The organism is Amphritea sp. HPY, assembly GCF_050870985.1.
Lineage (GTDB): Bacteria > Pseudomonadota > Gammaproteobacteria > Pseudomonadales > Balneatricaceae > Amphritea.
Genome location: NZ_CP194015.1, coordinates 3,136,264 through 3,156,285 on the forward strand (window position 1 = coordinate 3,136,264; position 20,022 = coordinate 3,156,285).

A 20,022-nucleotide genomic window follows, 5' to 3' on the forward strand; every position below is an offset into this window, starting at 1 on the left:
CGCCGATGTTTTTTGTTATTCATAACACTGCCGATGCCGAACCAGGTAAAGAGTCATACTCGATACAGCGCTATGATTCTGCAGATAGCTTCGCCAACGCAAAGGATGGCAAAGAGGGTCGTGCAGGCGATCTGCGTATCGGCGATTGCGATAGTCTGCTGAGGCTATATGTTGCAACTGAACGGGATACGGTACTTTATAGCCAGTTGCAATCAATTCGGGATCAGTTTCTCGATGATCTTGATTCGGTCAATAGTGCCGCTGAGATCTATGGCCTGATCTGCTGGTTACTGGAAGATAACGGTATTAATGCCCAGGGCGCGTCACTGGAAGAAACCGCCGATCGCCTCAGTGATCTTGATATAGAGGCCGACAGCGATAAGTACACCGGCATAATCTTTCACCTGAAAGACGCCGTCGACCGGCTCTATGAGCTTGAACTGGACTAACATAAACAGGACTGGCTGAAAAACCTGGAGCGACAACATAACTTAAAAGGAGGTATACATGATGCGTAAGCTACTGCTGATTCTACCTCTTTTTCTTGTTGCCGGTGTCTATCTCAGTATTCCTCTACTCGCTGAAAAACTAACCCGGCAACTACTGCAGGAACAAGGCATCAGCACCCACCAGCTGGAAATTGAACATCCCGGCTGGAACTCACTGATAATCCCCCAGGCAAGCTTTCAACTTGATAACCAGAATCAGGAAGTATCTCTGCAGGCCCGGGATATTGAGGTGAATTTCACCCCACTGGATCTTTTGTTCAATCAACGTATCGCCCAGATCACTATCCCCCAACTGGATGCTGATATTAGCCTTGCACTTCCGGCAAACGAAGAAGCATCGGAACCGACCCAGCTACCATTAATAAGCCCGGCACAGCTTCTCACCGAACTGCCCTTTAACAGTCTGAGTATCAGCCGCTACAACATAAACTTAAATATCAATCAGCGATCAGATCTCAGCTTTAATGGCACAGCTAATCTAACCAGTGAAGGCTTAATATGTCATATACAAACAGAGACAGTTAAAGCGAACGAAACTCTCTCAACATCCGTAACAACCGCAACACCCGCAACAACCAACCAGAATAGCGCCTCGCCATTGCTCAGCATCGACCTTCAGGCAAACAGTGACAACCGGATAAAGCTGATCAGTCAGCACTCCGGCCAACCACTATCAGAGATAGAATTCGGCCTTAGCGAAGTTACGGAACAGCTACATGTAGAATCGAATCATCGGGTCGATATAGGGCAATTCATCAGCCTGCTGCAAACGGAAGAACTCAGACAGTTACTGAATAACCTCTCTGTTGATATACCTGAACTACCTGAAACCGATGGCCAGCTTTTACTCAAAGGCAAAAGCACACTGGCCGCGGCGCAGACAGTAACTCAGATAATTGCAGCGGCCGACAGCCACTACCAGATCAGTGCTGCGCTATCACTGAATCAGCCTGTGACAGAATTAAATAGCATTGATATAACGTTTAATAGCGAACTGCAGCAACGACAAGACAATCTAACCGTTAGTCTGACTCAGTTTGACAGCACCCTGCGCAAGATCAGTACCCCCTCAGCCAGCAGCAACAAGATTGAACTCAGCCTTAGCCACCCCCTATCTGTTACAGCCACAGTAACAGAACTCCTGACACTATCAGCACCACAACTGCCAGCGATCACTGTTCCTCCAGCCCAGCTACAGATTCGCGGCGACAGTATTGTTTTGCAACAGTCAGACAGCGCACCGATAACCATCAGTTATCAACCAGCTAAGATCAGCACTATGCCATTTCAACTTAATAAACCTGAAATTAACGCTGATGTTAAGCTCCCGAAAGTGGAAGTAGAGGTACCTGAACAACCGACGCCTCCGTTCAGTATTAGCAGTACTATCAGCTATACCAACAATCAGCTTAACACCCGTTTCAACTCTATTATTACCGATGCACAGTTAGACTCTGGCCATCTCCTGATCAGTGGCAGCAGCAAAACTGCTCTGCCAAAAGAGAATAATCAATTTCCTCATACCACCGCCTTTTGGAAAATCCGGCCTCTGGCACTGCAAGGCATTGAGAAGGTATTACAAAACTACCTGCCAGATCTGCCAGCAGAACTGGTTGTTAAAGCCGGCACGCTGAAACACCGGGGCTGGCTCGATCTCAACCACAACGGCATAGCGCTGCGTTTATTACAAAGCGCTACCAGTGTTGACGCCAGTTTCGACCAGACCCATGCCTATAATGCCGACTGGAGTTCCGAAACCACCCGCAGTCATCGCGGTACGCTGCGCGATAAGGGGCGATTAGTGGTTGAATTTATCGACCTGGGTACGCCGGTTGAGTCGCTAAAAGGCAGTTACCGTTACAACCAACGCCCCGGTAGAAAAGCCCGTATTGAACTGGCCAGCGCTAACGCCCGCCTGTTAGGAGGAGAAATCACCACACTGCCTCTGGCATTCAACCCCTCGGAACCTGAAATAGATACCGCCTTAGCCCTGACTAACCTGGATCTGGCACAGGTTATTGCACTGGAACAGCAGCCCGGCCTCACCGGCCAGGGAACCCTCAACGGCCAGATGCCGTTCCGTTACCAACAGGGTAAGATCAGCATCAGCGACGGGCAGATAAACAGCAATACAGAGGGCGGCTGGATCCGCTTCGATCCACCCGCTGAGTTTATGGCGCTTACCCAGACTAACCCTAGCTTGAAAATAGCCTTCGATGCCCTGCGTAACTTCAACTTCAGCAGCCTGGGCATCCGTCTAAACCTGGCGGAAGATGGAGATGCTATCCTTAATACTCGGATCAAAGGCTTCAACCCGGACTGGAACAACAGCCAACCAATTGATTTTTCTGTTAATATTGAAGAGAACATTCCAAAACTAATTGAGACACTTCAATTCACCGACAAATTGACTCGCGGCATAGAGAAACGCTACCGTTAGGCTGTTCTGAATTTTGCGCTGTTCAGGCTTCAGTAAGCGCTTGGGTTATATACATATATAAAAACAGCGTTATTATTGATGGAGAGCAGGAAATGCACGTACAAAAAACCCTACAATCGCTGTCGCTATTCAGCCTGATGGCAGTCATGCTATCGGCCTGCGCACCGACAGTTCAGGTGGCAGTTCCAAATGAACCGATCACCATCAATCTCAATGTCAAAATCGAGCATGAGATTCTGGTAAAAGTTGACAAAGAGATCGATGACCTCTTTGAAGAAAACAGTGATCTATTCTAGGAGCAGCCAATGAAAACTATGACTAAATTCATAACCCTGTTGGCCCTGGTGCTAACGATGAATGTCACCCCAGTCTGGGCTGCCGGTCTGGCTGAAGCCAAAGCAAGCGGTGTGGTAGGCGAGCAAATTAATGGCTATCTCGGGCTGGTTAAAGGCAATGCCAGTAGTGATGTAAAAGCGTTGATCAAAGATATCAACAGAAAACGCAGTGCAGCGTATGCAGAGAAAGCCAGGAAGGCAGGCGTAGATAAAAAGATTATTGAAACCCGGATCGGAGAGCGCCTGAAACAGCGCGCAACGTCGGGGCAATATATCCAGGACAAAAGCGGCCGGTGGATTAAAAAACCTTAGCTCGCAATACTCAGCATAACTGACACAAAAATAATAATTTCAGTTACAGGGCAATAAATTGAGTACCTTAGATGTATCTGGTCGTCCCTCTTACCGGTTGAATAACGCGTTTGGATTTATTATCTGCGCGCTACTGCTGGCCACTGTCAGCCTGTATATAGAACCGCATACAACCCTGGCTAACTGTGCCTTATGCACAGTGGTCAGGGCGCTGTTGCTGGCAATGTCCGGAGCCTTCCTCCTAGGATTCCTGCTCAATTTCAGCCGTCTGATCCAGTTGCTCTTATCGGTTATCAACATGGTGTTGCTGCTCACCGGTATTGTTACTATTATCCGGTATACCCTCACCCCCATAACCGAGGTTCCAGCTCCGTCCTGTAACCAGGCAGTGCTGGCACAACTGGATGCCAGCCCGCCGCAAGACGTACTACTGAGCGCATTGAACAACGCGATAATCTGCCCCGGTCCCCAATGGAATTTATACGGCGTAAGTTTTGCGCAACTTTCTCTCGCCGCGTTTGTCATACTTTTTCTTGTAGTCTGGAAACTGATGACTAAAAAACAGAAACGAGACCTATCTTTTCGATGAAAAAACATTCTCTGCTGGCGCTGGCCGGACTCATGGCCAGCGTTGGTAGTTATGCCGCTACCGAATCGCATCATAATCAAAACCCGGGCACCCTGACCTTCTATCTGGAAAATGATCTGTTTGCCGATACCGATCAGCAATACACCAGCGGCATCCGGGCATCATGGGTTTCGCCTGATATCAGTGATTACCTGACGGACGAAAATCTACCGCACTGGGCACGAGGTTATAACCGTTTTATCTCGGCGCCTCTTGGTCTGTTCAGAAATGGCAATCCGACGGCTGAAGAGAACGTCGTCAGAAACCTGGTTATTACTCTGGGTCAGCAGATGTATACCCCGGAAGATATCAACCGCACCACGGTCGATCCCGAAGACAGGCCTTACGCAGGCTGGCTTTACCTGGGCATGGGTTACCACATCAAAGATAGTCAGCAGATGGATTCAACAATTCTGAATGTCGGGATTGTAGGGCCGGCGGCACATGGCCAGGAAGCACAGGACTTTATTCACGACCTGCGTGGCTTTGACAAGTTTAAAGGCTGGGATAACCAGCTCAGTAATGAACTGGGGCTGCAGTTGGTATTCGAGCGTAAATACCGTATTCCGGCACAGCAGATCAAAGGCGCGCTGGAATACGATCTGATCTACCATGGCGGGGCCAGCTTAGGCAACGTTGCCACTTACCTCAACGGTGGTGCAGAATTCCGCATTGGCTGGCACCTACCGGATGACTTCGGTACCTCTTCGCTACGCCCCGGCGGTGACAACAGTGCTCCCGGCAAGCATGATGACCGTATCCAAAGCGGTTATAGCGTGAATGAGAATTTTGGCCTGCATGGCTTTATCTCTGCAGATAGTCGCCTGGTGTTACAGGATATTTTCCTCGACGGTAATACCTTTACCGATAGCCATTCGGTGGATAAAAAATATTTAGTCGGTGAAGTCACTCTCGGTGTCAGCATGCTGGTCGACGACTGGAAATTTTCCATGTCGCGGGTGTTCCGCACTAAAGAATTCGATAGCCAATCCGATGCCCATAGCTTCGGTTCTTTCTCTGCCTCTTATAGCTTCTGAACCATTCGTGATTAAACTCTCTTTAGCTTTTCTCCAGACATAAAAAAACCGGGGCATATGACCCGGCTGTAGAGATTATCAGATCTCTTTGCTCTTAAAATCATCCCGCCGATTTTAAAAAAGTCACCAGCAGTGTGCACTGCTGGCGACTCTCTTCATTACTGATCAGAACGATTTACTCAGACGTAACCAGACGCTACGACCCGGCTCAGCCACCTGAAAGGAGTTACCGGTTACAACATCGCCTCGGCTCTCGTGCACGGTATAAAATTTATCGGTCAGGTTATCCACACCCGCAACCAGCGTGATCCCCGACGGGTATTCATACTGGGCATGCATATTAACAATGCCGTAGCCTGGAGTAGCCCGCACGTCCTGACCACCACAATTGGCAGAACCGCTCAGGCAAATATCATTCTGGTTATCCACCAGCTGCAGTTCAACACCAGCCTGGAAGCGGTCACGGTTGTAATCCAGTGATGTAGTTAGTTCCAATGGTGAAATTCGGGAAAGGTCAGTGTTATCGTCCAGATTATTACCGACCGTCCAGGTCAGTGAGCTGCCCAGAGCCCAGTTTTCAGCCAGTTGGTAGCCCATCTCAAGCTCAGCACCATACAACTCAGCCGAAACGTTGCGGTAGATGTCACGGTCTTTCATTCCCATACCTGCAGAAACAGCAACAGACTGACGAAGAATGTAATCATCGACCCGGTTGTACCAGCCGCTGGCAGACCAGTTCAGATAACCATCATTGCTCTGCAGGCTAATTTCCAGCTGATGGTGCTTTTCCGGTTCCAGCTCAGGATTACCGATCCAGTCTCCGGTCATGGTCATTCTGGCCATATAGCGTTCAGTGGCATCGGCTGTCCGCACACTGCGGGACAAGGTCGTCTCAACACTGTACTGATCGTTCAGACGGTGGGTCCAACTGGCAAAACCAGCAACGTTATTTTCGGTTTTCTTTTCACCAGCATCGGCTGGTGCTCCGGCCATTTCCCAGATCTGCTGAGGAGAAAATCCGCCATTCACTTCATCCCGACGGTTAGCAACTGCAGTTACACGGTCATAGCGCAGGCCGGCTTTAACAACATCATCTTTACCGATCGCTTTTTCAGCTTCGGCAAACACACCCTGCTGATCAATTTCAGCCCCCGGCCACAGCAAACGAGAGATAACACCCGCTTTATTCTGCAACTCGGCATCACGATCGTTATTCTGCAGATCAGTACCAAAGGTCCAGTCGATATCTGCCAGTTGCGCATCAAAAGTCAGACGCAGGCCATCGGTATCAGAGGTAGAAGGCGCCTGCATCTGCATCATACCGGCCGGACGCAGACTGTAGTTGTCCATATTATGCTTCACTTCGGAGCGGTACAGTTCTAACTCCATCTGGCGCAGAGCACCTTGCGTGAACTGATGATTCAGCTTCAGGCGCATCGTGTCTGCATCGGCATAAGGGCTGTCCATACCTGCACCTGCAAACAGCACATCTTCCTCTTCCGCCTTTTCAAAGCTGCCTTCCAGGGTAGTGTTATCGCTCAACCGGATACCGGCCAGCAAGGTATTTGAAAGGCTTTCATAAGAGGAGCGCACCTCATTGCCGTCGCCATCTTCGTAGTTATTGCCAGAAGCCTTATGGCTGATAAAACGGACGTAACCTTGCTCACTGCCCGCGGCAACATCCGCACCTAACTCATAACGCTCGCCGTTACTGTTATAGCTGGTAGACAGATCCCCTGTATAACCATTGTCACCGAACAGCGGCCATTCCCGCTCAAACATCACGGTACCGCCAGAACCACCTGCACCGTAGACAACTGTCTGGTTACCTTTGATTACCGTCACCCGATCATAGCTATCGACAGAGCTATACGCTGTTGGCGGATCCATCCGGTTTGGGCAGCCGCCATGAACATAAGCACCATCCAGCAATACATTCAGTTGGGTCTGGCTTTGACCGCGAATGATAGGATCAATCGCCCGCCCCCCCATACGAATGCCAGACACGCCGGTCAGGCTTTTCAGCAGATCCCCGCCATCGGTGGTCGGTGATGCCTGTACCGCGGCGGTTTCATTACGCACAGTATTCTCTACCTGTGGCAGACCACTAGTGATTTCGATCACCATGGTATTTTCATCATTATGCCCGGCCAACGCTGCTCCTGAGACAACCTGCCCGGAGATAACCGCTGCCACTGCAACCGGTAACACTTTCCTGATCACATCCATATCCTTTTCAATGCTTGTTAACACTTGCGCCTTACAACAGGCTCTTAAATCGCAACTTGCTTGATTAGCAAAAGCTAAATTAAAGCTAAGGCCATTCTATTGACAGAAGCGAAAGCTGGGATGTGACATGTTGTCGCACCTCCCCTTATTGGGGCAGGAAAGCGAAAAATGAGTGATCTTAGTCAATACCAGAACAGGCCGCACACTCTGAAATAAGTCCCTTTAGCTTCTGAATAGTGACCAGGAAAGAGCTGAAAAACGGCTCATGAAAAACAAATCCGAGTATTACACAGCGTGTTCATGCAGAGCTTAATAGTGTGGGCTGGCGAACTTTTTTCAGACATAAAAAAACCGGGTCATATGACCCGGCTGTGGAGATCTTTGAAGGACGAATCCAGCAGACCTTAAAAGAGAGAAAATGGCGGTCGTAACTTCTCATTCAGAAAAGTACTGTCATAACCTGCGCTACCCTGAGGCTCTGAAACAGACCTGCAACCATTATATTTATAAAATCTGAGATTGGGATGCGACACGTTGTCGCACCTACCCCTATCAGGGCAGGACTCCGACAAGTAGTAACTGAGTTGAAACCTGAAATAGGGTTAAAAAGCACGAAATCTCCCCCTTATTTGCCAAATAGAGGACTGAAGAGCGACTAAAGCATGATAAAACGCTGTTTCATATAGTGAATTACCGACCTTTTTTTAATACAGCAGGAAACAAAAAAGCTGTATGATACGCGACCAATATAAGGGGCATCTAAGACCCCACAAGCTTTACAGGCAACCAACTTACAATTCTATCGATCTACGCAGGACACACACCATGAGCGCAGATAACAACCGTTCCCTGGCACAGCTGGAACAGACTGATGCATTTATAGGCCGTCATATAGGCCCTAACGCTGCAGAACAGCAGGCAATGCTGGCTGAACTGGGGCTCGAATCACTCGATCAGCTGATCGAGCAGACCGTACCGGAAAGTATCCAACTGGCGCAGCCAATCGATCTGGCCGACAGCCGCACCGAAGCAGACGTGCTGGCAGAACTGAAGCAGATCGCCAGCAAGAACGTCGTCAACCGCAGCATGATCGGCATGGGTTACACCGACACCATTGTACCGAACGTTATCCTGCGTAATGTGCTGGAAAATCCGGGCTGGTACACCGCCTATACGCCTTACCAGCCGGAAGTCGCTCAGGGCCGCCTCGAAGCGCTGTTGAACTACCAGCAGATGATACTCGACCTTACCGGTCTGGATCTGGCCAACGCCTCTCTGCTGGATGAGTCCACAGCCGCTGCCGAAGCGATGACCCTGTGTAAGCGGATGGCTAAAGCGCGTAAGTCAGATATTTTCCTGGTTGACGAAAACCTGCATCCTCAGAACATCAGTGTTATCGAAACCCGTGCCGAACCACTGGGTTACGAAGTCATTGTTGGTGATCTGGACGAGTTGATCGAACAACACGATCCGTTCGGTGTAATCGCCCAGTATCCGGGTACCTACGGCCATGTTAAAGACCTGTCTGAACTGATCGAAAAGACCCACGCTAAAAAAGCCCTGTTCTGCGCCAGCGCCGATATTATGAGCCTGGTGATGCTGAAGTCTCCGGGTGAACTGGGTGCCGATGTGGTATTCGGCTCCGCCCAGCGCTTCGGTGTACCGATGGGCTACGGTGGCCCGCACGCTGCATTCTTCGCTACCCGCGATGCCTACAAGCGTTCCGTGCCGGGTCGTATTATAGGCGTATCCATCGATAGCCGCGGTAATCAGGCGCTACGCATGGCGATGCAGACCCGCGAGCAACATATTCGCCGCGAAAAAGCGACCTCTAACATCTGTACCGCACAGGTCCTGCTGGCCAACATGGCCGGTTTCTATGCTACTTATCACGGCCCTGAAGGCCTGAAAACCATCGCCAGCCGCATTCACCGTATGGCGGATATTCTGGCTACCGGCCTTAAAACCAAAAACATTACACTTGTTAATGACAACTGGTTCGATACCATCACCCTGAATCTGGGCGATAAGCGTGATGCCACCTATGATGCAGCATTGGCACTAGGTATCAACCTGCGTAAAGTAGGCGCCGATCAGTTGGGCATTACCTGCGATGAGAAGACCGGCCGCCAGGAAATTCTGGATCTGTGGCAGGCAATTCTGGGCGCTGATCATGGCCTGGATCTGGCAGCGATTGATGCTGAATTGGTTGCCAACGGTTCTGCCTCTATTCCGGCTGCACTGGTGCGTACCTCAGAGATTCTGAGCCATCCGGTATTCAACACCCATCACAGTGAAACCGAAATGCTGCGTTACCTGAAGCAGCTGGAAAACAAAGATATCTCGCTGACCCACGCCATGATCGCGCTGGGTTCATGCACCATGAAGCTGAATGCCACCGCCGAGATGATTCCGGTCAGCTGGCCAGAGTTCGGCAACATGCACCCGTTTGCGCCGATCGATCAGGCCGCCGGTTACAGCGAAATGATCAACTCACTGGAAGATATGCTCAAAGCGATCACCGGTTTCGATGCGATATGCATGCAGCCTAACTCCGGTGCGCAGGGCGAATACGCTGGCCTGCTGGCGATCCGTAACTACCATATCGCCAACGGCGATGATCACCGTAACATCTGTCTGATCCCAAGCTCCGCCCACGGTACGAACCCGGCGTCGGCAGCACTGGCAGACATGAAAGTGGTTATCGTCGGCTGCGATGATCAGGGTAACGTCGATATGGACGACATGCGGGCCAAGGCCGAGCAACATGCTGACAACTTGTCCTGCCTGATGATCACCTACCCATCGACCCACGGTGTTTATGAAGAGAGCATCCGCGAGATCTGCGAGATCATCCACCAGCACGGTGGTCAGGTGTATATGGATGGCGCCAACATGAACGCTCAGGTGGCGATCAGCCAGCCGGGCGAGATCGGTGCCGACGTATCCCACCTCAACCTGCACAAAACCTTCTGCATCCCTCACGGGGGCGGCGGTCCGGGTATGGGCCCGATCGGAATTAAGGCTCACCTGGCACCTTTTGTTGCCAACCATCCGGTACAGAAGATCGAAGGCCCTAAGCCTGAAAACGGCGCTGTTTCTGCCGCGCCATGGGGCAGCGCCAGCATCCTGCCGATCACCTGGGTGTATATCGCCCTGATGGGTCAGCCAGGTCTGCGCAAGGCGACCGAAGTTGCGATCCTTAATGCCAACTACCTGACTAAGAAGCTGGGTGAGTATTACCCGGTACTCTATACCGGCCGTAACGACAAGGTTGCCCACGAGTGCATCATCGACCTGCGCCCGCTGAAAGAGAGCTCCGGCATCTCTGAAGAAGACGTCGCCAAGCGCCTGATGGACTATGGCTTCCACGCCCCGACTATGTCCTTTCCGGTGGCCGGCACCTTGATGATCGAACCGACTGAGTCAGAGCCTAAGGCCGAGATCGATCGCTTTATTGAAGCGATGATCGCCATCCGACAAGAGATCGAGGATGTCGAAGCCGGTAAACTGGATGCCGATAAGAACCCGCTGAAAGGCGCACCGCACACGCTGGAAGATCTGATCGATCCGAAATGGGATCGTCCGTACTCACCGGTACTGGGTGCCTTCCCGCTGGATTCGGTAAAAGCCAACAAGTTCTGGCCAACCGTAAACCGCATCGATAACGTCTACGGCGACCGTAATTTGTTCTGTGCCTGCCCTTCGATTGAGAGCTACGCGGAAGAATAAATATTGTTGTCACTGAATAATTGAGTATGTATCACGCGAATACAGCAAACGGGCCTTAGGCCCGTTTTTTGTTTATTAGGTTGCTGATCTCAGCTATAGATGCAGGCAGCTGAAAGACCGTTCATAATGCGGTCTTATATGTTTGACCTTAACTCTGATGTTCCTGACAAAGGTTTTGACTGCTATCGACACACTGCGGATATTTGAGTTAAATCAGAACTAATTAATTTGAATCACGAGGGTATAGAAAACCCCGGATCAAGCGGCTTGCTGGAAAAAATCAGGAAGGAGGCGCGCTTGCATGAATGTAGCCTAACCATAAATCACTTCTGGGCATCGCGATTCATAAGTATCAGGCAATCAGGCGGCAACCAACACTGTAGCGTTGTCTAGCATATGCTGCATTTTCTCGCTGTGCTGTGTGCCCCAAATGTTGTTAATAATCTGTAGGTTAATCCAGAACTCAGGCGTAGTGCCCAACACTTTGGCTAGCAAAAAAGCAGTCTCTACTGTTATAGCACGCTTGTTACCACATAACTCGTTCACGGTTTTGCGGCCAACCCCCATTGCCTTAGCCAGCTGGCCCTGAGTTATATTCAGAGGCTCCAAAAACTCCTCTTTTAACATCACGCCAACACTGGTTGGTTCATGCCCTGGTATACGAAATTCAGTAGTCATAGCCCACCTCATTAATACTTGTGCGGATCAAGGTATACATCCATCGCCTTGCCCGCATCCCATTTAAATATCAGTCGATATTGTTTATTGACGCGAATAGAGCACCATCCGGCCAGGTTGCCACTTAGATGCTCAAACCTGTTACCCGGTGGAGATCGAAAGTCGCACTCGGCACAGGCAACATGAATGATATCAAGCTTGCGCTTTAAGCTACGTTCTATTGCTGCCTGTATTTGTCGATGTTTAACAGCCTGCCAATAATAATCAGACAGCCACTCATCCTTGAATGATTCAATCATAATACAACTGCAGCCTGTAACGATACACGATACACTTTAGGACATAAAGTATCAGCCCTCAAACCTGCGAGGCATTTAACCTACTTAAAATACAGTTTAGAGCTGACTTTCTGCATTAATACTTACCGGTTTTCTTATAGGATCGTATTATCAGGTACTCTACACCGGCCGTAACGATAAAGTGGCCCACTAGTGCATCATCGACCTGTGCCCGCAGAAAGGCGCACCTCATACACTGGAAGACATGATCGATCCGAAATGGGATCGTCAGTACACTCAGGTACTGGGAGCCTTCCCGCTTGATTCGGTAAAAGCTAACAACTGGCCAACCGTAAACCGTATCGACAACGTCTACGGCGACAGGAACCTGTTCTGTGCCTGCCCTTTGATTGAGAGCTACACGGAAGAGTATTTTTTTGTCAGTAAGTAATGAAGCTTGTGACTATAACTAAGTTTGTGACTTACTAGAAAATCCAACGGGCCAATCGGCCCGTTTTGCGTTTTTAGGCTGAGCACCTGAATGAGTCGTATAGAAATTTATATGGTTGCCTTTGACCCCGAGTCGACATCAACGCTCGATCCGCTAAGTGAATCCAAAACAACTCTAACCTTACCCCACAGATACGGCAGCAGCACCTCAATCATGATTCCAATGCACTATGCTATTAATGTATGACCACGAAAACTTGGTCCTTAAGAAAGAACCTGCAGTTTTGATCATTTATTAATTCGTTACTAAATTATGTTGTCGAGTCAATGCGTTGCGAATCCTGTGGAGTAAAAAACCAGGCTGGTGCTAAATTTTGCTTTGATTGTGGAGCTGAGCTGACTAAGTCCTGTCCAAATTGTGGGCAAAATATGCAAGCAACAGCAAACTTCTGCGATGCTTGCGGTTCTAAATTATCCGAACGGATTGAGATTGATATCCCGCGAGCGGAAGGCCTGGCACCTATAGACTACACACCCCGACATTTAGTCGAACGAATCCTGGCTGAACACAAAGACGATAAGACGGTGAAAGGAGCGCAAGGAGAACGTAAGGTCATCACTGCACTCTTTGCCGACTTAGTCGACTCCACTGAATTAGTTAACAACCTTGATCCGGAAGATGCTTGTCACCTGATTGACCCTGTTATAGCCCTAATGATGGAATCTGTACATCACTACGAAGGCTATGTAGCCAAGACTCTTGGTGATGGGATTCTAGCGCTGTTTGGGGTTCCAATCGGTCACGAGGATCACCCTCAAAGAGCACTCTTTGCTGCGCTGCGTATTCAGCAAACCATCCAAAATTACGCTGACAAATTTTATAACGATAAAGGGGTATTACTGCAAGTTCGCATAGGTATTCATACCGGAACAGTGGCAGTAAGGTCTGTTCGTACAGAAGACCTGCACGTTGACTATGAACCGATAGGACATTCAATAAACCTAGCATCGCGGCTAGAAAGTATAGCTTCACCGGGGTCAATTGTTGTCAGCGAGGATACGTATAAGCTGGCTTTGGGTTTTTTTACATTCAAGTCATTAGGAAAGAAGCGATTAAAAGGAGTTGCTAAGCTTATTAATGCATATGAGGTGTTGGAAAGCAGGCCATTTCAAACCCGACTGCAAGTCGCTGCAAAAAGCGGACTGGTTAGATTTGTTGGACGCCAGTCGGAGTTAACAGCACTCACTAAAGCCTTTAAAAAAACAAAGGATTCTGGCGGACAGGTTATTGCTGTAGTAGGAGAGGCTGGTGTCGGAAAATCCAGGCTATTTCACGAATTTAAACAGTTATTTCAGTCTGAATGCCTGCAGTTAGAAGCCTTTTCTGTTTCTTATGGTAAGGCATACGCGTATCTTCCACTAATAAAGTTATTAAAACATTATTTCAACATTTTGCCTCTGGACGATGAGAAACAAAAGCTTGAAAAGGTCACCGATAAAGTCTTAGGCCTGGATAAACAACTAAAAGATTGCTTACCCTATTTTTTCTATTTGTTGGGAATTTACGATCCTAGTTTGACACTAGCTCAAATGAATTCGGATCTAAGACGATTGCGCATCTTTGAATCAATTAAGAAATTATTCGTACATGAGAACTTGAAGCAACCAATCATTCTAATATTTGAGGACTTACATTGGATTGATAATGAAACTGAATTATTTTTCCGTTATTTAGCTGATGGTATACAGCACACTCATATTTTGATGCTAGTAAATTATCGCCCTGAGTACCTGCCTAAATGGTGCCACAGCTTGCACTTTAGCCAAATTCGGCTCCATTCATTTAACGAGATTGAATCAACTGAATTGCTGGATACTCTGTTGGGCAATGACAAATCGTTAGTTTCGATTAAATCGCGTTTGATGGAGGAAACTGAAGGAAATCCGTTCTTTCTGGAAGAAGTCATTCAGGGCTTACATGAAGAGCATATCCTAGAGGGTGTGCGAGGTCATTACCACCTGACGAAAGAGATAGATAGACTTCATATACCCACTACCGTACAAGGCGTTTTATGCTCACGCATAGACCGGCTACAACAAGATGAGAAAGAGTTACTTCAAGTACTGTCTGTGATTGGAAAGTCCTTTTCCTGGAGTTTAGTTAAGAAAGTAGTAAATGAAAATTCGGATAGATTACAGGAGCTACTTTACAACCTTCAAACAGGTGAGTTCATATACCAGAGATTGGCCTTTCCTGAGATTGAATATACATTTAAGCATGCCCTTATCCAAGAAGTAGCTTATGGCTCAATGCTTAAAAAAAAGCTTAAACTACTCCATGAGCGAATCGCTGCGGCAATAGAGATATTGTTTGAGGGTCGGCTGGAAAACTACTTTAAACAACTGGCCTACCATTATCAATGTAGTGGTAATAAAGAAAAAGCAATAATGTATCTCTATGAGGCAGGACAGCAAGCCATGAAGCAGTCGACCACCATAGAGGCAATTCGTCACTTCAATGCTGCTTTAGAGTTAAACCGATGCATGCCTTATTGCAGCAAGCAAGAACAACAGGAACTGGCAATAAAACTGAGCATGGCAACAGCTCAGGTGGAATCTCAGGGTTATGCAGCAAGGATAGTAAAAGACACTTTAACTCATGCTTTAAATCTATGTCGAAAAGTAGGCAATAATGACCAACTATTTCGAATATTACTTGGACTAAGAAATTTTCATCAAGTAAGGGGAGAACTGCTTCAGGCGCGTGAGCTTTCAGTAAGGCTTATACAGCTAGCGCAGGATGAACATAATGAATCTCTTTTGATGGAAGCACACAGAGCGATGGGCTCTACGTGTTTACCATTAGGTGAACTCGGGTTGGCTCGTGAGCATCTGGAGCGGGTAGTATCCATTTATAACCCTGCTAAGCACAGGTCCCACATTTTACTCTACGGATTGGAGCCTGGTGTATTCAGTATGGGGTATTTAGCATGGGCTTTATGGCACCTTGGCTACCCGGATCAAGCATTGAAAAAGGTCAAAGAAGCTAACTCACTGGCACAAAAACTTGGCTTTCCATTTGCTATCACACACGCTTACGTTCTCGCTGCAGAACTTCATATCCATCGTGGCGAAGGGAAACAAGCTCAGGAATTAGCTGAAGCAGCTTTTTCTCTTGCAATTGAACATGGCTATTCGTATTGGAGTGCCTGGGCTAAGATTTTGCAGGGAGCAGCCCTTGCTGAACAGAAACAATACGACGAGGGAATTGTTGGAATATTGAGCGGACTTGAAGCATACAAGAAGACAGGTTCAGCCCTTTGGCAATCTCATTTCGTAGCACTATTAGCTGACGCTTATAATCAGTCAGGTCAGGCAGCAAAAGGGATGCAAGTATTGGCGCAAGAATGGGATACAAAAGTAGCTCATGAGGAGCGGCTATATGACAGCGAAATCATTAAGCTTGAAGCAGACTTATCTATCAGTACGGCCCCAAATACAAAAATAGAACTTGTAAGCGATTTAGAAAATCGCTTGAAAAAAGCGATAGTAATCGCTGGCCAACAGAGCTCCAGATCACTTGAACTTCGAGCGAACATAAGCCTTTGTAGGTTGTGGATGCACCAGGGGAAAACGAAAGAGGCACAAGTAAACTTAATCCGTCTCTGCAATGATATGAAAGAAGGTCGTGGTACTTCAGATTCTATGGTTGCTCGTACCCTTTTGGCAAAACTAAACACCGTTCACTATCAATCTGAACAATAGCCTCCTCCTTTATATCTAATTTCAGACATTGCTACATACCTCCAGAGTGTTTCAATACCAAAATGATCCTGTGCTGTAGGCTATCAGGTAGAAAACGGGGGGAGCAAGCTCCCCCAAATAGGCCCGACTCAGGCCTCAAAAGAGTGCACAATCGACAAAAAGTGCCTCGGGCAATAGAGAACCGAATTATTGTTCACAACACAATAAAATCTCTATAGGTACAGGGCATTAACAACTGTGCCCAAGAGTTGCTAAGGGTGCTTGAATAGATCAGAAGATCCATTGAGCCCACAGCTATTACGAAATTGAACAGAGAATGCAAAACTGCCAATTCGTAACGCCTTAAATAAATTACACAACAAGAATGCTCTGGATATATAAGAATATACAAGCAATTACATTTGGATATTCAAACACCACACGGTGTTCGGAAAAACAGAATTCCAGAACAAATAAATAGAAATTTAATCATTCACTTCCATCAGCCATACTCAGTCGACTGGAATTCCTTTGAGTTAATTCAGTGGATTCAAATGTAAGCCTAAGAAGTTTGAAGCTCTTAAGTAAAAATTTTGATTCGTACAAACATCTAATAAGAAGAGAGAGATTATGGCTGGCAAAATTAATAATGGCAGTGCTGATAACATTCCTCAGCACACGATACCATCAGATGAGAGAATGAATAAAGGCTCTCTAAGCATGGCTTGGTGGGCAATTTGTAGTGCAATGTTTTGGTTGGTAGTTGCCGCTACGCTGGCAATGAACTTTGGTACGGTTAACGCTTTAATCGGTCTGGCCCTATCCGTCGTCACTTACGGACTGGTCAACGCAGTAATTACACGCTATGCAATAAAAACGGGGCTATCAGTAGCAGTTTTCTCCAGAGTGCTTTTTGGCAGGATAGGCGCAAGCCTCGCTACTTTGATCTTCTTTGCTACAGCGATTTACTACTGTGTATTTGAAGGATCAGTAATTGCAGTAGCAATTCAGGCATACTTCCCATCCCTGAGTATTGAAATGGCGTATCTGATTGTCGTTTTATACAGCGTTCCACTAGTTTTTGGCAGTGTACAGAACTGGCTGGACAAGTTTAACGGAGTACTACTTCCATTCTACATTCTTGGTTTAATCGCAGCTGTTGCCGTTTCAATTAATGAGTTTGGGTACAGCGATGCCTGGCTGAATATGGGGCCTGAAGGCGGGAATCCTGAGAATGGCTGGTGGAACTGCTTCACATACTTCATGGGTGTATGGATATTAATGATGTACACATGGGATTACGCCAGGTTTGGACGCGAAGACGATTCGGAGTTTCATGCGAAAGTAAATTTCGGTATGCCTTTCTATCTCTTCACCTTCATGGTTAATGGCGTAGTCGGTATATTCCTCGCAGCAACCATACCAACTGAGGGTGGACTTTCTGAAGTCTCAGTTGTATTGGCCATTTTGAAACTAATGGGCTTTTGGGGGCTTTTGTTTGTATGGGTAAGTCAAACACGGATCAATACTGCCAACTTCTACCTGGCAGCTGAAAATATGCAAGCTTTCTTTGAAAAGTTTGGCATCAATAACGTCCCACGCTTTGCCTGGGCAATAGTTGTTGGCGGTGTCGTTTACGCACTGATGCTGATGGATGTGTTTAGCTTTATTTTACAGGCTCTGGCTTATCAGGGTATTTTTGTCGTTGCCTGGGTTGCAATTGCTTTAGCACATATCTTCTCACCCAAATATGACCAAATGTTCGACGGCAAAATCGAGTGTGATCGGAACAAAGTAACCTCGTTCAATCCCTGCGGACTGGTTTCATGGTTTGCAGGTGCTGGTATCGGAATCGTAGTGCTGAATTATGGCAATGATTCCCTTGCACTTTTCTCAGCTCCATTGACTTTTTTGATCTCATTTTGCGTTTATCTGATGCTTCTCAATAGCGCAAAACATCACTGGTTCGTTAAGGAGCAAAAAGTACAAGCAGAGTAAGCACAACTCATAACAAGGGGCCTCTAATGAGGCCCTTTTTTTTCTCTGGCTATTAAGCCTTAGCTTTGTAGTAAAGGTGTCCTATATGTCGGGGGAAAAACCACTGACTGCTTTTACAATAAGTCTACGGAAGAATTTAAAATATTGATAATAAACCTATCAAGACAAATCAACTGCTAAATAAATATAAAAAAATTATTATTTAAAATATTCTGATCGTCTACTCAAGACACCTAGTATCAAATAAAGCAGTCATTTGACTATTTTACCGAAATAAAAATTCAGCAAAAAACCACAAATAAAACAACTCAACACTATGAAACACATACATATTTCATTGTGTACAAATAAATTATCAAAATTTTATTTCTCCTTTTAGCGCGCAGTCCAATTAGTGCTCCTTGCCAATACAATTGTTGATTTGGTTTTTCCGAATTCACAGCATTAAAAATAGAAATTTATTTATCTGGCCTCCCCCTACATACTTTGACTGAGTCCTACTCAAGCAAGATTACAAAAACAAAAAACTTGGAGGCATCACTGATGAACTCACGCAATAAACTTCCTGCGTTTAAACTCAAAAACACTATCGCGCTTGCTGCTAGCTGTATGCTCTTTGCTGGTTCAGTTCAGGCAGATAACTGGTATCCATACAATGTAGAGGTCTGGGAACCCGCTTTTGATATGGCCAGCCCTCGCACTCAAAAGGCATACGCTCCTCTGGCTAAAGCAGAGAAAGCCTGGGACATATGCGTATCATTTCCGCATATGAAAGACGCATACTGGACTGCCGTAAACTATGGGGTAGCATCTGAAGCTGAACGCCTGGGTGTTCAGATGCAGCTGGTTGAAGCTGGAGGTTACACCAACCTGAGCAATCAGATTTCTCAAATTGAAGATTGTATTTCAAGTGGTGCTGACGCTGTTGTAGTTGGCGCAATATCCTATGAAGGCTTAAACAACGTCATAGAGGAAGCTAAAAGCAACAACATTCCTGTCATTGACATTATTAATGGAGTTTCATCAGCGGATATCTCTGCTAAGTCACTCGTCTCATTCGGTGAGATGGGCTACAAGGCTGGTGAGTATCTGGCAAGCATCCATCCTAAAGGTAGCGAAAAAGTAAAAGTAGGCTGGTTCCCTGGCCCCCCTGGTGCAGGTTGGGTCGAAGCAGGTAACAAAGGCTTCCAGGATGCAATTGCTGACAGTGCTATTGAACTTGTTGAAACTAAATACGGTGACACTGGTAAAGAAGTACAACTTAAGCTTGTTGAAGACACATTAGAAGCACACCCAGACCTTAATTACATTGTCGGTACCGCTGTTACTGCCGAGGCTGCTGTTCTGCTACTTCGTTCCCGCGATCTCACTGACGATGTGAAAGTAATGTCCTATTACTACACGCCTGGTGTTCACCGTGGTATTAAGCGAGGACAAATCCTTGCAGCTCCAACTGACTCGACAGTGATTCAAGGTCGAATTGCCATTGACCAGGCCGTTCGAATTCTTGAAGGCAAAGAATATGACAAGCATGTTGGCCCTATTCTGGCTGTAATTGATAAAAAGAACGTAAATTCTTTTGATGATACTGCAGCACTTGCCCCGCAAAGCTTCAAACCTACATTCCAGGTTAAGTAAGTCAGGAGGCTGCA

Annotated in this window: 14 protein-coding genes; 11 read left to right on the forward strand and 3 right to left on the reverse strand. The window is 47.2% G+C overall.

Features of this window, described 5'->3' with window-relative positions:
* The first annotated feature begins 5 nt into the window (after positions 1–5).
* The 6 genes from ACQUQM_RS13930 to ACQUQM_RS13955 all read left to right on the forward strand — a co-directional run bounded on the left by ACQUQM_RS13930 (position 6) and on the right by ACQUQM_RS13955 (position 5,261).
* Positions 6–449, forward strand: coding sequence for a hypothetical protein (locus ACQUQM_RS13930; protein WP_432470499.1), 444 nt, complete (start codon positions 6–8; stop codon positions 447–449).
* A gap of 58 nt (positions 450–507) precedes the next feature.
* The gene (locus ACQUQM_RS13935) at positions 508–2,949 is read left to right on the forward strand and encodes a YdbH domain-containing protein (protein WP_432470500.1); all 2,442 of its coding nucleotides are present in this window, start codon (positions 508–510) and stop codon (positions 2,947–2,949) included.
* A 92-nt stretch (positions 2,950–3,041) separates the two neighbouring features.
* The gene (locus ACQUQM_RS13940; protein ID WP_432470501.1) at positions 3,042–3,245 is read left to right on the forward strand and encodes a YnbE family lipoprotein; all 204 of its coding nucleotides are present in this window, start codon (positions 3,042–3,044) and stop codon (positions 3,243–3,245) included.
* A 9-nt stretch (positions 3,246–3,254) separates the two neighbouring features.
* Positions 3,255–3,596, forward strand: coding sequence for a YdbL family protein (locus tag ACQUQM_RS13945; RefSeq protein ID WP_432470502.1), 342 nt, complete (start codon positions 3,255–3,257; stop codon positions 3,594–3,596).
* Positions 3,597–3,654: 58 nt separating this feature from the next.
* Entirely contained in the window at positions 3,655–4,185 is a 531-nt protein-coding gene (locus tag ACQUQM_RS13950; protein WP_432470503.1) for a disulfide bond formation protein B, read from the forward strand.
* Positions 4,182–5,261: a lipid A deacylase LpxR family protein gene (locus tag ACQUQM_RS13955; protein WP_432470504.1), complete on the forward strand. Its 1,080-nt coding sequence runs from the start codon at positions 4,182–4,184 to the stop codon at positions 5,259–5,261. Before ACQUQM_RS13950 ends, ACQUQM_RS13955 begins: the two co-directional genes overlap by 4 nt.
* Positions 5,262–5,426: 165 nt before the next feature.
* Here ACQUQM_RS13955 and ACQUQM_RS13960 read toward each other — a convergent pair whose 3' ends face one another.
* Positions 5,427–7,514, reverse strand: a complete 2,088-nt coding sequence (locus ACQUQM_RS13960; protein ID WP_432470505.1) for a TonB-dependent copper receptor — start codon at positions 7,512–7,514, stop codon at positions 5,427–5,429.
* Positions 7,515–8,315: 801 nt separating this feature from the next.
* On the opposite strand from ACQUQM_RS13960, the gene gcvP reads away from it, so the two are divergent.
* Positions 8,316–11,222: an aminomethyl-transferring glycine dehydrogenase gene (gene gcvP, locus ACQUQM_RS13965; protein ID WP_432470506.1), complete on the forward strand. Its 2,907-nt coding sequence runs from the start codon at positions 8,316–8,318 to the stop codon at positions 11,220–11,222.
* Positions 11,223–11,582: 360 nt separating this feature from the next.
* On the opposite strand, the gene ACQUQM_RS13970 is transcribed toward gcvP, so the two are convergent.
* Together ACQUQM_RS13970 and ACQUQM_RS13975 are read right to left on the reverse strand one after the other, a co-directional pair.
* Positions 11,583–11,900: a HigA family addiction module antitoxin gene (locus ACQUQM_RS13970; protein ID WP_432470507.1), complete on the reverse strand. Its 318-nt coding sequence runs from the start codon at positions 11,898–11,900 to the stop codon at positions 11,583–11,585.
* Between the two features lie 11 nt (positions 11,901–11,911).
* A complete protein-coding gene (locus tag ACQUQM_RS13975) occupies positions 11,912–12,199 on the reverse strand; it encodes a type II toxin-antitoxin system RelE/ParE family toxin (protein ID WP_432470508.1) in 288 nt (95 codons plus the stop codon).
* Positions 12,200–12,443: 244 nt separating this feature from the next.
* On the opposite strand from ACQUQM_RS13975, the gene ACQUQM_RS13980 reads away from it, so the two are divergent.
* From ACQUQM_RS13980 to torT, 4 genes are all read left to right on the forward strand, one after another.
* Positions 12,444–12,629 (forward strand): hypothetical protein, encoded by a 186-nt coding sequence (locus tag ACQUQM_RS13980; protein WP_432470509.1) that lies wholly within the window; start codon positions 12,444–12,446, stop codon positions 12,627–12,629.
* Positions 12,630–12,955: 326 nt separating this feature from the next.
* Positions 12,956–16,393 carry an adenylate/guanylate cyclase domain-containing protein gene (locus ACQUQM_RS13985; protein ID WP_432470510.1) on the forward strand — a complete coding sequence of 1,146 codons (3,438 nt, stop codon included), beginning with the start codon at positions 12,956–12,958 and terminating at the stop codon, positions 16,391–16,393.
* 609 nt (positions 16,394–17,002) lie between these two features.
* Positions 17,003–18,370, forward strand: coding sequence for a purine-cytosine permease family protein (locus ACQUQM_RS13990; RefSeq protein WP_432470511.1), 1,368 nt, complete (start codon positions 17,003–17,005; stop codon positions 18,368–18,370).
* 543 nt (positions 18,371–18,913) lie between these two features.
* Entirely contained in the window at positions 18,914–20,008 is a 1,095-nt protein-coding gene (torT, locus tag ACQUQM_RS13995) for a TMAO reductase system periplasmic protein TorT (protein WP_432470512.1), read from the forward strand.
* The last annotated feature ends 14 nt before the right edge of the window (positions 20,009–20,022 follow it).

What these genes read in the sequence shown, in the direction of transcription:
- ACQUQM_RS13930 (WP_432470499.1), top strand. Translation starts at nt 6, where the DNA reads ATGTTTTTTGTTATTCATAACACTGCCGATGCCGAACCAGGTAAAGAG.
- ACQUQM_RS13935 (WP_432470500.1), top strand. Translation starts at nt 508, where the DNA reads ATGATGCGTAAGCTACTGCTGATTCTACCTCTTTTTCTTGTTGCCGGT.
- ACQUQM_RS13940 (WP_432470501.1), top strand. Translation starts at nt 3,042, where the DNA reads ATGCACGTACAAAAAACCCTACAATCGCTGTCGCTATTCAGCCTGATG.
- ACQUQM_RS13945 (WP_432470502.1), top strand. Translation starts at nt 3,255, where the DNA reads ATGAAAACTATGACTAAATTCATAACCCTGTTGGCCCTGGTGCTAACG.
- ACQUQM_RS13955 (WP_432470504.1), top strand. Translation starts at nt 4,182, where the DNA reads ATGAAAAAACATTCTCTGCTGGCGCTGGCCGGACTCATGGCCAGCGTT.
- gcvP (WP_432470506.1), top strand. Translation starts at nt 8,316, where the DNA reads ATGAGCGCAGATAACAACCGTTCCCTGGCACAGCTGGAACAGACTGAT.
- ACQUQM_RS13970 (WP_432470507.1), bottom strand. Translation starts at nt 11,900, where the DNA reads ATGACTACTGAATTTCGTATACCAGGGCATGAACCAACCAGTGTTGGC.
- ACQUQM_RS13975 (WP_432470508.1), bottom strand. Translation starts at nt 12,199, where the DNA reads ATGATTGAATCATTCAAGGATGAGTGGCTGTCTGATTATTATTGGCAG.
- ACQUQM_RS13980 (WP_432470509.1), top strand. Translation starts at nt 12,444, where the DNA reads ATGATCGATCCGAAATGGGATCGTCAGTACACTCAGGTACTGGGAGCC.
- ACQUQM_RS13985 (WP_432470510.1), top strand. Translation starts at nt 12,956, where the DNA reads ATGCGTTGCGAATCCTGTGGAGTAAAAAACCAGGCTGGTGCTAAATTT.
- ACQUQM_RS13990 (WP_432470511.1), top strand. Translation starts at nt 17,003, where the DNA reads ATGGCTGGCAAAATTAATAATGGCAGTGCTGATAACATTCCTCAGCAC.
- torT (WP_432470512.1), top strand. Translation starts at nt 18,914, where the DNA reads ATGAACTCACGCAATAAACTTCCTGCGTTTAAACTCAAAAACACTATC.